The 13,079-nt window shown below is 70.7% G+C and carries 9 protein-coding genes; 5 read left to right on the top strand and 4 right to left on the bottom strand.

Annotated elements, in window-relative coordinates; all coding sequences use genetic code 11:
- Positions 1-5: 5 nt before the first annotated feature.
- From glgB to glgA, 3 genes are all read right to left on the bottom strand, one after another.
- Positions 6-2,117 carry a 1,4-alpha-glucan branching protein GlgB gene (gene glgB / locus AB0J90_RS25610; RefSeq protein ID WP_363600034.1) on the bottom strand — a complete coding sequence of 704 codons (2,112 nt, stop codon included), beginning with the start codon at positions 2,115-2,117 and terminating at the stop codon, positions 6-8.
- A 20-nt stretch (positions 2,118-2,137) separates the two neighbouring features.
- Positions 2,138-4,153, bottom strand: a complete 2,016-nt coding sequence (locus AB0J90_RS25605) for an alpha-1,4-glucan--maltose-1-phosphate maltosyltransferase (RefSeq protein WP_363599899.1) — start codon at positions 4,151-4,153, stop codon at positions 2,138-2,140.
- Positions 4,154-4,239: 86 nt separating this feature from the next.
- Positions 4,240-5,472 (bottom strand): glycogen synthase, encoded by a 1,233-nt coding sequence (glgA, locus tag AB0J90_RS25600; RefSeq protein ID WP_363599897.1) that lies wholly within the window; start codon positions 5,470-5,472, stop codon positions 4,240-4,242.
- Positions 5,473-5,544: 72 nt separating this feature from the next.
- Here glgA and glgC point away from each other — a divergent pair, with 72 nt between their 5' ends.
- The 5 genes from glgC to AB0J90_RS25575 all read left to right on the top strand — a co-directional run bounded on the left by glgC (position 5,545) and on the right by AB0J90_RS25575 (position 12,195).
- On the top strand, positions 5,545-6,777 hold the full coding sequence (gene glgC / locus AB0J90_RS25595; protein ID WP_363599895.1) for a glucose-1-phosphate adenylyltransferase: 1,233 nt from the start codon (positions 5,545-5,547) through the stop codon (positions 6,775-6,777).
- 45 nt (positions 6,778-6,822) lie between these two features.
- Complete coding sequence (gene pgm / locus AB0J90_RS25590; protein WP_363599893.1) at positions 6,823-8,469, top strand: phosphoglucomutase (alpha-D-glucose-1,6-bisphosphate-dependent); 1,647 nt, start codon at positions 6,823-6,825, stop codon at positions 8,467-8,469.
- A gap of 143 nt (positions 8,470-8,612) precedes the next feature.
- A complete protein-coding gene (locus AB0J90_RS25585; protein WP_363599891.1) occupies positions 8,613-10,187 on the top strand; it encodes a GDSL-type esterase/lipase family protein in 1,575 nt (524 codons plus the stop codon).
- A 176-nt stretch (positions 10,188-10,363) separates the two neighbouring features.
- Positions 10,364-11,350, top strand: coding sequence for an ATP-binding cassette domain-containing protein (locus AB0J90_RS25580; RefSeq protein WP_363599889.1), 987 nt, complete (start codon positions 10,364-10,366; stop codon positions 11,348-11,350).
- Positions 11,347-12,195: an ABC transporter permease gene (locus tag AB0J90_RS25575; protein WP_363599887.1), complete on the top strand. Its 849-nt coding sequence runs from the start codon at positions 11,347-11,349 to the stop codon at positions 12,193-12,195. Before AB0J90_RS25580 ends, AB0J90_RS25575 begins: the two co-directional genes overlap by 4 nt.
- 10 nt (positions 12,196-12,205) lie before the next feature.
- Here AB0J90_RS25575 and AB0J90_RS25570 read toward each other — a convergent pair whose 3' ends face one another.
- Complete coding sequence (locus AB0J90_RS25570) at positions 12,206-13,045, bottom strand: alpha/beta hydrolase (protein WP_363599885.1); 840 nt, start codon at positions 13,043-13,045, stop codon at positions 12,206-12,208.
- Between the last annotated feature and the right edge of the window lie 34 nt (positions 13,046-13,079).

The following is a 13,079-nucleotide window of genomic DNA, read 5'->3' as shown; positions in this document are numbered from 1 at the left end:
AGCCGTCAGCGGGGCGCCGGGCGGAGCCAGAGGACACCGAGCGGGGGGATCCGGAGCGTGACCGAGGCCGGCTGGCCGTGCCACGGCATCGGCTCGGCCCGTACGGTGCCGAGGTTGCCCACGCCGGAGCCGCCGTAGCTCTCCGCGTCCGTGTTCAGGGTCTCCTGCCACACGCCGGCCACCGGCATGCCCAGCCGGTAGTCCTCGTGCGGTACGGCGGAGAAGTTCGCCACGCAGACCAGCGGGGACCCGTCGGCGGCGATCCGGATGAACGCGACCGTGTTGTTGGCCGAGTCGTTGCCGACGATCCAGCGGAACCCGTCCGGGTTGGTGTCCTGCGAGTACAGCGCGGGCGCGGCCCGGTAGGCCCGGTTCAGGTCCCGGACCAGCCGCTGCACCCCGGCCCGCACCGGGTCGTAGAGCAGGTTCCAGTCCAGGCCCCGGTCCTCGCTCCACTCCCGGTCGTCGGCGAGTTCACTGCCCATGAAGAGCAGCTGCTTGCCCGGATGCGCCCACATGTACGCCAGCAGCGCGCGGACGTTCGCCAGCCGCTGCCAGGTGTCGCCGGGCATCTTGCCGGCCAGCGAACCCTTGCCGTGCACCACCTCGTCGTGGCTGATCGGCAGCAGGTAGTTCTCGCTCCAGGCGTACACCAGGGAGAAGGTCAGTTCGTTGTGGTGCCACTGGCGGTGGACCGGCTCCTTGCTCAGGTAGGTCAGGGTGTCGTGCATCCAGCCCATGTTCCACTTGAAGCCGAAGCCGAGCCCGTTGGCGTGGGTCGGTTGGGTCACCCCCGGCCAGGCGGTCGACTCCTCGGCGATCATCACCACGCCGGGATGCTCCCGGTAGACGGTCGCGTTCGTCTCCTGGAGGAAGCCGATCGCCTCCAGGTTTTCCCGGCCGCCGTGCTGGTTCGGCAGCCACTTGCCGTCCTCGCGGGAGTAGTCCAGGTAGAGCATCGAGGCGACCGCGTCCACCCGCAGCCCGTCGACGTGGAACTCGGCGCACCAGTAGAGCGCGTTGGCGACCAGGAAGTTGCGTACCTCGCGGCGGCCGAAGTCGAAGACGTACGTGCCCCAGTCGGGGTGCTCGCCGCGACGCGGGTCGGCGTGCTCGTACAGGGCGGTGCCGTCGAACCGGGCCAGCGCCCACTCGTCGCGGGGAAAGTGTGCCGGCACCCAGTCCAGCAGCACCCCGATCCCGGCGGCGTGCAACCGGTCCACCAGGTAACGGAAGTCGTCCGGGGTACCGAACCGTGAGGTCGGGGCGTAATAGCCGGTGACCTGGTACCCCCAGGAGCCGCCGAACGGGTGCTCGGCCACGGGCATGAACTCCACGTGGGTGAAGCCCAGGTCGACCACGTACGCGGTGAGCTGCTCGGCCAGTTCCCGGTAGCCGAGACCGGGCCGCCACGAGCCGAGATGCACCTCGTAGACGCTCATCGCCTCCCGGTGCGGGTGGCGCTGCGCGCGGTCGGCGAGCCACTCGGCGTCGTTCCACTCGTACGACGACTGGTAGATCACCGAGGCGGTCCGGGGCGGAACCTCGGTGTGCGCGGCCATCGGGTCGGCCTTGTCCCGCCAGATCCCGTCCTGGCCGAGGATCCGGTACTTGTAGCGCTGGCCGGGCAGCGCCTCGGGGGCGAAGATTTCCCACACCCCGCTGCCGCCGAGCGAGCGCATCGGCCAGCCCTCGTGCGCGCCCCAACCAGTGAAGTCGCCGACCACGCGTACGCCCCGGGCGTTCGGCGCCCAGACCGCGAAGGCGACGCCGCCGCCCGCGCGGGGACGGGCACCGAGGGCGGACCAGAGCCGTTCGTGCCGGCCCTCGCCGATCAGGTGTAGGTCCACCTCGCCCAGGCTCGGCGGATAGCGGTACGGGTCGTCGCGCGGCTCGCCGTCGACCTCGATCCGGTAGTCCAGCACCGTGCCGGGCACCGTCGCCTCGAACACGCCCTCGTTGTGCACCCGGCGCATCGGGTACCGGTCTCCGGCAACCAGCACCGAGACCTCCCGGGCACCGCGCCGCCAGGTGCGGACCAGCGTCTGCCCGCCGCGCGGATGGGCCCCGAGCAGGGCGTGCGGGTCGTAGGCCACCCCGGCGACGAGCGCGTCCAGGTCAACGTCCATCAGCGGGCTCACTTCGCGGTCTCGGTGGTGGCGGGCATGGTCGGGGCGGCGGTCGGCGGCGGTGGCGTGTTGTCGTGGTGCACGGTGAACACGTGCGCCGGCTGGTTCGGGTCGAGCCCGACGACGTTGTGCTGGCCCCAGTCGTACCGGGCGCCGCTCAGCTCGTCGTAGACGGTGAACCGGTCGGGCCAGTCCAGGCCGAGTGCCGGCAGGTCGAGGCTGAGGTTGCCCCACTGGGTCTGGAAGGGGTCGAGCGAGCAGACCACCAGGACGGTGTTGCCGGTCCGCTCGTCCCGCTTCGACCAGCAGAACAGGGCCGGGTTGTCGCTGTGGTGGAACCGCAGGTTGCGCAGCCAGTGCAGCGCCGGGTTCTTCCGCCGTACGGCGTTGAGCCGGGCGATGTACGGCGCGAGCGACAGTCCCTGCGCCTCGGCCGCGGTCCAGTCCCGGGGACGGAGCTGGAACTTCTCGCTGTCGGCGTACTCCTCGGCACCGGGCAGTGCCTCGTGTTCGAAGAGTTCGAAGCCGGCGTAGATGCCCCAGGAGGGGGAGAGCAGCGAGGCCAGCAGCGCCCGGATCTTGAAGATCGACGGTACGCCGAGCTTCAGCGGCTCGGGCAGGATGTCGGGCGTGTTCGGCCAGAAGTTGGGGCGCATGTAGTCGGCCGCGTCGATCAGCTCGGTGCAGTATTCGCGCAGCTCGTCGGCGCTGTACCGCCAGCTGAAGTAGGTGTACGACTGGGTGAAGCCGATCTTGCCGAGGCCGTGCATGACCGCGGGTCGGGTGAACGCCTCGGCCAGGAAGAGCACCTCCGGGTCGCGTTGCTTGACCTCGTGGATCAGCCACTGCCAGAAGTCGAACGGCTTGGTGTGCGGGTTGTCCACCCGGAAGATCCGTACGCCCTGGTCGATCCAGTGCGTCACCACCCGCAGCACCTCGGCCCGGATGCCGTCGGGGTCGCGGTCGAAGTCCAGCGGGTAGATGTCCTGGTACTTCTTCGGCGGGTTCTCGGCGTAGGCGATCGACCCGTCGGCCAGGGTGGTGAACCATTCCGGGTGCTCGTTCACCCAGGGGTGGTCGGGTGCGGCCTGCAGCGCCAGGTCCATCGCGACCTCCAGGCCGACCTCGGCGGCCGAGGCGACGAACCGGCGGAAGTCCTCTGCCGTACCGAGATCCGGGTGGATGGCGTCGTGGCCGCCCTCGGCCGCGCCGATCGCCCACGGCGAACCGGGGTCGTCCGGGCCGGCGGCCAGGGAGTTGTTCGGGCCCTTGCGGTTGACCCGGCCGATCGGGTGGATCGGCGGCAGGTAGAGCACGTCGAAGCCCATCGCGGCGACACCGGGGAGCCGGGCGGCGGCGGTGGCGAAGGTGCCGTGCTCGGCCGGTTTGCCCTCGCCCGGCGGGGCGATGCCCTCGGAGCGGGGGAAGAACTCGTACCAGGCGGAGAAGAGGGCACGCGGCCGGTCGGTCCAGAGTGGATAGTCGTCGCTTCGGGTGACCAGCCGGCGCACCGGGTACGCCCACAGCAGCTCGGCCAGGTCCAGCGCCGGGGCGAGGCGCTGCTCCAGCGGCAACCCCGGATCGCGCAACGCCACGGCTGCCGCCCGTACGCCGGCTTGGAACTCGGCCGGGACCAGCGCGGACGCCGCGTCCATCAGCGCTGCGCCCTCGGCCAGGTCGTTGCCGAGTTCGGTCGCGTCCTGCCCGGCGGCGGACTTCTTGGTGACCGCGTCCCGCCAGGTCAGGTACGGGTCGTCGAACGCCTCCACGGCGAAGGTCCAGTCGCCGACCGCGTCCGGGGAGATGGTCGCGTGCCAGTGGTCGTCCCAGCCGGGGCGCATCCGGGTGAACGGGCGCGTCTCGCCGTCGGGGCCGGACCAGACCACGTTGCAGCCCAGCGCCCTGTGCCCCTCCCGGTAGGCCTGCGCGGAGACCGGCACCAGCTCACCGACCACCGCCTTGGCCGGGTAGCGACCGCAGGCCACCGAGGGCGTGATCTTCTCGATCGGAAACCGTCCCGTCACGGTGCCCAACCTACTGCCCCGGCAGTCCCGACGCCCGGTCGAAATCCGATCATTCCCCGCCACCGCAGGCCGGACGCTGTTTCCGCTCAGAGGGTGGGCAGCACCGAGCGGTAGACGCCCATCGTCCGCTCCGCGATCGCGTCCCAGGAGAAATGCTCGACCGCCCGGCGCCGCCCCGCTCGGCCAAGTTCCGCCGTACGGGCGGGGTCGGCCAGCAGCTTGTTGATCGCCGCAGCCAGGTCCTCGACGAACACCTCGGGCGCCAGCGGGGTGCCGGTGCCGTCGGCGGCCTGCTCGATCGGGACCAGCAGGCCGGTCACCCCGTCGGCGACCACCTCCGGGATGCCGCCGGTGGCGGTGGCCACCACCGCCGTCTCGCAGGCCATCGCCTCCAGGTTCACGATGCCCATCGGCTCGTAGATCGACGGGCAGACGAAAACCGTGCTGTGGCTGAGCACCTGCACCACCTCGTGCTTGGGCAGCATCTCGGCCACCCAGAACACCCCGGAGCGGCTGGCCCGCAGCTCGGCCACCAGGGATTCCACCTCGGCGGCGATCTCGGCCGTGTCCGGGGCACCGGCGAGCAGGACGAGCTGCGTCTGCGGCGGCAGCGACCTGGCCGCCCGGAGCAGGTACGGCAGGCCCTTCTGCCGGGTCACCCGGCCGACGTAGGACACGCTCGGCCGGTCCGGGTCCACCCCGAGCCGGCGCAGCACGTCGGTGGCCGGGTCCGGGGCGTACTGGCGGGTGTCGATGCCGTTGTGCACCACCCGGACCCGTTCCGGCGCCACCTCCGGATAGGCGCCGAGCAGGTCCCTTCGCATCCCGGCGGAGACCGCGATCACCGCGTCGGCGGCGGCCAGCGCGGTCCGCTCGCACCAGGAGGAGAGCGCGTAGCCGCCGCCGAGTTGCTCGGCCTTCCACGGCCGCAGCGGCTCCAGGCTGTGTACGGTCACCACGTGCGGCACCCCGTGCAGCAGCTTCGCCACGTGGCCGGCGAGGTTGGCGTACCAGGTGTGGCTGTGCACCAGGTCGGTGCCGGCGGTTCCGGCGGCCATGGCCAGGTCGACGCCCATGGTCCGGAGCGCGGCGTTGGTGCCGGCCAGCTCCACCGGTTCCGGGTACGCGGTCACCCCCGGCGGGTCGTCCGGCCCGGTACGCGGCGCGCCGAAGCAGTGCACCCGCAGGTCGGCCAGCCGGCGCAGTTCCCGCGCGAGGTACTCGACGTGCACCCCGGCCCCGCCGTACACCTCGGGTGGGTACTCGCGGGTGAGCAGATCGATCCGGAGTCGTCCGTCGTACGGAGCGGTTTCGGCCACGTTCCGCACACTAGTCCAGCATGTTGCCCGGTACGACTGGTGCGAACGGCCGGGTGTGGTTAGCGTCGGTGCATGTCGCCCAAGGTCCTCGCCATCGTCCTGGCCGGCGGCGAGGGCAAGCGCCTGATGCCGTTGACCGCCGATCGTGCCAAACCGGCCGTGCCGTTCGGCGGTATGTACCGCATGATTGATTTTGTGCTGTCCAACCTGGCCAACGGCGGCTATCTCAAGATCGTCGTACTGACCCAGTACAAGTCGCACTCGCTGGACCGGCACGTGACCAAGACCTGGCGGATGTCGAACCTGCTCGGCAACTACGTCGCCCCGGTCCCCGCCCAGCAGCGCCGAGGCCCCTGGTGGTTCGCCGGCTCGGCGGACGCCATCTACCAGAGCTTCAACCTGATCAACGACGAGAAGCCCGACTACGTGATCGTCTTCGGCGCGGACCACATCTACCGGATGGACCCCCGGCAGATGGTGGAGGACCACATCGCCTCCGGCGCCGGGGTCACCGTGGCCGGGATCCGGCAGCCGCTGAGCCAGGCGGACCAGTTCGGGGTGATCGAGGTGGCCGCGGACGGGCGCCGGATCCAGGCGTTCCGGGAGAAGCCCACCGACGCCCGGGGCCTACCGGACGCGCCGGGGGAGATCTACGCCTCGATGGGCAACTACGTCTTCACCACCGAGGTGCTCTGCGAGGCGGTCGAGCGCGACGCGGCCGACAAGACCAGCCGGCACGACATGGGCGGCAGCATCATCCCGATGCTGGTCGAGCGGGGCGAGGCGAACGTCTACGACTTCCGCGACAACCAGGTCCCCGGCAGCACCGAACGGGACCAGGGCTACTGGCGCGACGTCGGGACGCTGGACTCGTTCTACGAGGCGCACATGGACCTGATCGCCATCCACCCGATCTTCAACCTCTACAACTCGGCCTGGCCGATCTACACCGACCACCCGCCGTGGCCGCCGGCCAAGTTCGTGCACGGCTGGCAGGAGCGTGTCGGCCGCGCGATCGGATCGATGATCTCGCCCGGTGTGATCGTCTCCGGTGCGCTGGTGGAGAACTCCGTGGTCGCCCCGAACGTACGGGTCAACTCCTGGGCGCACGTCGAGGGCTCGGTGCTGATGGAGGGCGTCGACATCGGCCGGCACGCGGTGGTACGCAACGCCATCCTGGACAAGTTCGTGGTGGTCCCCGAGGGGGCCGAGATCGGCGTGGACCTGGAACTCGACCGGACCCGCTACACCGTCTCCGACGGCGGGATCGTCGTCATCGGCAAGGGCCAACGGGTCGAGCCGTAAGGTCAGCTTGTACAGCCCGTGCCACAGCCAGGAGGAGAATCGCCGATGTCGGTCCACGCCCGTGCCGGCCAGCCCGCCGACCCCGCCGACCTGATCGACGTAGCGCACCTCGTCACCGCGTACTACGCCGAGCATCCCGACCCGGCCGACCCCGGCCAGCAGGTCGCGTTCGGCACCTCCGGACACCGCGGGTCGAGCCTGAACACCGCGTTCAACGACGACCACATCGCCGCGATCACGCAGGCGACCTGCGAGTACCGGCGGGACCAGGGGGTCGACGGCCCGTTGTTCCTGGCCCGGGACACGCACGCGCTCTCCGAGCCGGCGCTGGTCACCGCGCTGGAGGTGCTGGCCGCCAACGAGGTGACCGTGCTGATCGACAGCAGGGACGGCTACACCCCGACTCCGGCGCTGTCGCACGCGATCCTCACCCACAACCGGGGGCGTAGCAGCGGTCTGGCCGACGGCATCGTGGTCACCCCGTCGCACAACCCGCCGTCGGACGGCGGGTTCAAGTACAACCCCACCAACGGGGGGCCGGCGGACACCGACGCCACGAAGTGGATCCAGGACCGGGCCAACCGGCTGCTGGCGGACGGGCTCGCCGGGGTCCGGCGGATCCCGTACGCGCGGGCCCGGACGGCGGGCACCACCGACCGGTACGACTTCCTCGGCGCGTACGTCGACGACCTGCCCTCGGTGGTCGACATCGCGGCGATCCGGGCCGCCGGGGTACGCATCGGCGCCGACCCGCTGGGCGGGGCGAGTGTCGGCTACTGGGGCGAGATCGCCGACCGGCACGGGCTGGACCTGACCGTGGTCAACCCGGGTGTCGACCCGACCTGGCGGTTCATGACCCTGGACTGGGACGGCAAGATCCGGATGGACTGCTCGTCTCCGTACGCGATGGCGTCGTTGATCGCCGCCCGCGCCGACTACCAGGTCGCCACCGGGAACGACGCCGACGCCGACCGGCACGGCATCGTCACGCCGGACGGCGGTCTGATGAACCCGAACCACTACCTGGCGGTGGCGATCGGGCACCTGTTCCGGACCCGGACGGACTGGTCGCCGCAGGCGGCGATCGGCAAGACCCTGGTCTCCTCCTCGATGATCGACCGGGTCGCGGCCGACCTCGGACGTACGTTGATCGAGGTGCCGGTGGGCTTCAAGTGGTTCGTGCCGGGGCTGCTGGACGGCTCGGTCGGCTTCGGCGGCGAGGAGAGCGCGGGCGCCTCCTTCCTGCGCCGGGACGGCTCGGTCTGGACCACGGACAAGGACGGCATCGTGCTCTGCCTGCTCGCCGCGGAGATCCAGGCGAGCACCGGTAGTTCGCCGAGCCAGCACTACGCCGATCTGGTCGCCCGCTTCGGCGACCCGGCGTACGCGCGGATCGACGCGCCGGCCAGCCGGGCGGAGAAGGCGGCGCTGGGCAAGCTCTCGCCGGAGCAGGTGACCGCGACCGAGTTGGCCGGTGAGCCGATTACGGCCACGCTGACCAGCGCGCCGGGCAACGGCGCGGCGATCGGCGGGCTGAAGGTCACCACCGAGTCGGGCTGGTTCGCCGCCCGCCCGTCCGGCACCGAGGACGTCTACAAGATCTACGCGGAGTCGTTCCGGGGCCAGGAGCACCTGACCCAGATCCAGGAGGAGGCGCGGGCCCTGGTGACCGAGGTGCTGGCCAAGGCGTGACCCGGCTCACACCTGTTGCCCAAATGTGATCTTTCCTTTTGTGATCTTCGTACCGCTGGTGGGTAAACCCACCCGGTTGGTCCGAGATCACCCGACCGGTACGTGACGCGCCCGTACCGGTCGGAGAGGAAGGAAAAGTCAGGATGAGAGTCACCCGTTGGGGCGCCGCACTGGGGGCGGTGACGATGCTCGCGCTCACCTTCACCCAACCCGGGCACGCGCGCGCCGCCGCCGCTGCGGACACCTGGACCGGCACCTGGGCCGCGTCGCCGCAGAGCGGCGGCACCAGCTTCAACCAGCAGACGATCCGGCAGATCGTCCGGACCAGCATCGGTGGTTCCGCCGCCCGGATCCAGCTCTCGAACGCCTTCGGCGACCGGCCGCTGGTGGTGAGCGAGGTGCACGTCGCCCGGCGTACCTCCGGCTCCTCGATCGACCCCGGCACCGACCGGCGGGTCACCTTCGGCGGACAGCCGGGGGTGACCATCCCGGTCGGCGCGCTGGCGGCCAGCGACGCGGTGGCGTTCACCGTGCCGGCCGGCGCCGACGTGGTGGTCAGCCTCTACCTGCCCCAGCCGACCGGGCCCGCGACCTACCACCAGAGCGGGTTGCAGAACAACTACGTGGCCGCCGGTAACCAGAGCGGCAGCGCGAACCTGACCGGGGCGCAGACGAACGGCAGCTACTACTTCCTGGCCAACCTCGACGTGCAGAACCCGGCCGCCGAGGGCGCGGTGGTCACGCTCGGCGCCTCCATCACCGACGGGATCGGCTCCGGGTTCGACGTCAACCGCCGCTGGCCCAACCACCTGGCCCGCAACCTGGCCTTCGCCGGGCGCACGATCGGCGTACTGAACCAGGGGATCAGCGGTAACAAGCTGCTCCAGGACGGGGCCGGGCAGAGCGCGCTGAAGCGGTTCGACCGGGACGTGCTCAACCAGCCGGGCGTACGTTGGGTGATCTTCTCCGACGACCCGATCAACGACCTCGGCGCGGGCAGTGGCCGGCCGGGGGCCGACCAGCTCATCGCCGGGCTCCGGCAGCTCATCGACCGGGCACACCAGCGCGGGGTCAAGTTCCTCTGCTCGACCCTCACCCCGTTCCAGGGCTCCGGTGGCTGGTCCGCCGAGGGCGAGCAGTCGCGTGCGGCGATCAACAACTTCGTCCGCAGCGCCGGCAGCGGTTGTGACGGCGTGGTCGACCAGGACAACGCCACCCACGACCCGGCCCGGCCGACGTGGTTCCTGCCCGCGTACGACACCGGCGACCACCTGCACCCGAACGAGGCGGGGTTGCAGGCGATCGCGAACGCGGTCAACCCCAACCTGTTCACCGGTGGCGGCACGCCGCCGCCGACCACGCCGATCGGTGCACCCACCGCCTGCGGCCGGCTGCTGCCCAGCCAGGGCCTGACCACCGGCCAGACCCTGGCCTCGTGCGACGGTCGATTCCAGTTGCGCCTGCAGGGCGACGGCAACCTGGTGCTCTACCAGGGCACCGCCGCCCTCTGGTCCACCGGCACGGCCGGTCGCGCGGTCGCCCAGGCGGCGCTGCGGTCCGACGGCGACCTCACCCTGACCGGTTCCACCGGCGAGACGATCTGGCGTACGGCCACCGCCGGCCAACCGGACACCGTCTTCTACGTCCAGGGCGACGGCAACCTGGTGATCTATTCCGCGGGTCGTCCGATCTGGAGTTCCGGCACCGTAGTGGGCTGATCCGAAATCGCAACAGGGGTCGCTTTGTCGTCGCTGGTCGACGACAAAGCGACCCCTGTTCGGTTTTATTTGCCTGAATGTCGTACCGCGCTGTTATAACGTCGGGCAACTGCGACCGGGGACGCGGCGACGGAGAATCGGGTCCCGGTGATGCTTATCCACTGGAGGACGGTTCCTTGAGTTCACATACGGATCTCGCCATCGAGACGTCGGGGTTGGTGAAGATCTTCGGCGACAATCGGGCGGTCGACGGGGTGGATCTCGCCGTACCCGCCGGGACGGTCTACGGCTTCCTCGGACCCAACGGTGCCGGCAAGACCACCACCATCCGGATGCTCGCCACCCTGCTGCGCCCCGACGGCGGCACCGGGCGGGTGTTCGGCCACGACATCGTCCGGCAGGCCGACGCGGTACGCGCCAGGGTCGGCCTGACCGGCCAGTACGCCTCGGTCGACGACGAGCTGACCGGCCGGGAGAACCTGCTCATGCTCGCCCGGCTGCTCGGTTTCCGCTGGGCGACCGCCGGTCGGCGGGCCGACGAACTGCTCGCCGCGTTCGGCCTGACCGAGGCCGCCACGAAGTTGGTGAAGACCTACTCGGGCGGGATGCGCCGCCGGCTCGACATCGCGGCCAGCATCGTGGTCACGCCGGACCTGCTGTTCCTGGACGAGCCGACCACCGGGCTCGACCCGCGCAGCCGTAACCAGGTCTGGGACATCGTGCGGGCGCTGGTCGCCTCGGGCACCACGGTGCTGCTCACCACGCAATACCTGGACGAGGCGGACCAACTCGCCGACCGGATCGCGGTGATCGACCACGGGCGGGTGATCGCCGAGGGGACCAGCGGCGAACTCAAGTCGTCGGTCGGCGCCGGTGCCGTACGCGTCCGGCTGGGCGAGGCCGAGCAGCGTCCGGCGGCCGAACTCGTACTGACCGGGGCACTCGGTGTGCCGGTGGTCCTGGAGTCCGACCCGTTGGCGCTCTCGGCGCGGGTGAACGACCCGGAGCGGGTGGCGGGCGCGCTGGTCGAGCTGACCCGGGCCGGCCTCGCGGTCACCGAGTTCTCGCTCGGCCAGCCCAGCCTGGACGAGGTCTTCCTGGCCCTGACCGGCCACCCGGCCCAGGAGAGCGCGGACGAGACCAAGACGGAGGTGCCCGCATGACCGCCACCACGACGACCACCACCCCGACCCGACCGGTCGACTCCGACGCGCTGCGTACGGTGCTCGCCACCCGGGACCGGCCGCCCCGACCCAGTGCGTTGTCGGCGTCGGTGACCTTCGGCTGGCGGGCGATGCGCAAGATCCGGCATGTGCCGGAACAGCTTTTCGACGTCACCATTTTCCCGGTGATGCTGACGCTGATCTTCACTTATCTGCTCGGCGGCGCACTCGCCGGCTCGCCCCGCGAATATCTGCAGTATCTGCTGCCGGGCATCCTGCTCCAAACCGTTGTCATGATCACCATGTACACCGGCATGACGTTGAACAATGACATTTCCAAGGGCATTTTCGACCGTTTCCGTACGCTGCCGATCTGGCGGCCGTCGGCGATCGTCGGCGCACTGCTCGGCGACGCCGTCCGCTATGCGCTCGCCTCGGCCGTGGTGCTCGGACTGGGACTGGCCCTGGGTTTCCGGCCGGGCGGCGGCGTGTTCGGCGTACTGCTCGGGGTGCTTCTGGTGCTGCTCTTCTCGTTCAGCCTGACCTGGGTGTGGACGATGTTCGGCCTGCTGCTGCGCACCCAGAACTCGGTGATGGGGGTGAGCATGCTGGTGCTCTTCCCACTGACCTTCGGCAGCAACATCTTCGTCGACCCGGGCACCATGCCGGGGTGGCTGGAGGCGGTGGTCCGGGCCAACCCGATCAGCCACACCTCCACCGCCGTACGCGGCCTGATGGCCGGTACGGTCACCGCCGGTCAACTGGGCGCGGTGCTGCTGACCTGCGCGGTGCTGGTCGGGATCTTCGGCCCGGTCACCATGTACCTCTACCGCAACAAGCGGTAGCGCCCGCGGATCAGCGCAGGAAACCCGCCACCAGGCGGGTGAAGGTCTCGGCGTCGTCCAGCCAGGGGTAGTGCGCAGCGCCCGGCTGGACGACGCTCACACCCTTGGGGAAGAGCGCGGCCCCTTCCCCAGCGGTCTCCGGCCTCGGACCGGTGTCCAGATCTCCGGCGAGGATCAGTACCGGGGCGTCGAGCGTCGCGATCGCCGATCGGATGCCGGCCGGGTCGGCCGCCTCCACGGCGTAGTACCGCTCGGCCGCCTCGGGGTGCCGCTGCCCGGCCCCGGCTGCGGCGTGCGCCTGTGCGGCGGCATCCCACCGGCCGTAGGTGAACGGGATGATCCCCTGCCAGTCGTCGTCGGTCGGGTTGCCGGCGGCGATGTTGCCGAACGCGGCCACCGCGTCCGGGTACCACGGCTCACCCGCGCGCAGCGCGACCCCCTCCTGCCGCTGCTCGGCGGCGAACGGGATGCCCAGCGTGAACATGGCCGGTGTGATCAGCAACAGCCGGCTGATCCGGTCGGGGTGGCGGGCCGCGTACAGCAGGGCGAGGTCGCCACCGGCCGAGTGGGCGAGCAGGTCGATCCGGTCCAGGCCCAGGTGCTCGCGCAACGCCTCGACGTCGGCCACCTGACGGTCGGCCCGGTACGTCTCCGGGTCGGTCGGGATGCCCGAGTCACCGGTGCCCCGCAGGTCCAGCCGGTAGAGGGTCCGGAAGGCGCTGAGCCCGCCCAGGTCACCGAGGTACGCCGAGTCGCGCATCGGCCCGCCGGGCAGCACGAGCAGCGGCTCACCCGTTCCCGTGACGTGGTACGCGAGCAAGGTCCCGTCGGCACTGGTGAGGGTGGGCACCCGATGATCCTGTCAGCGCCGTCACCCGTACCGC

The sequence above is a fragment of the Micromonospora sp. NPDC049523 genome (assembly GCF_040676775.1).
In the GTDB taxonomy this organism is placed as follows: Bacteria; Actinomycetota; Actinomycetes; order Mycobacteriales; family Micromonosporaceae; genus Micromonospora_G.
The sequence above is the reverse complement of the archived record's forward strand: the minus strand, read 5'-3'. Positions and strand labels throughout refer to the sequence as shown.

Coding starts and splice junctions, on each gene's coding strand:
- AB0J90_RS25585 (WP_363599891.1), top strand. CDS start 8,613: ATGAGAGTCACCCGTTGGGGCGCCGCACTGGGGGCGGTGACGATGCTC.
- pgm (WP_363599893.1), top strand. CDS start 6,823: ATGTCGGTCCACGCCCGTGCCGGCCAGCCCGCCGACCCCGCCGACCTG.
- AB0J90_RS25575 (WP_363599887.1), top strand. CDS start 11,347: ATGACCGCCACCACGACGACCACCACCCCGACCCGACCGGTCGACTCC.
- glgC (WP_363599895.1), top strand. CDS start 5,545: ATGTCGCCCAAGGTCCTCGCCATCGTCCTGGCCGGCGGCGAGGGCAAG.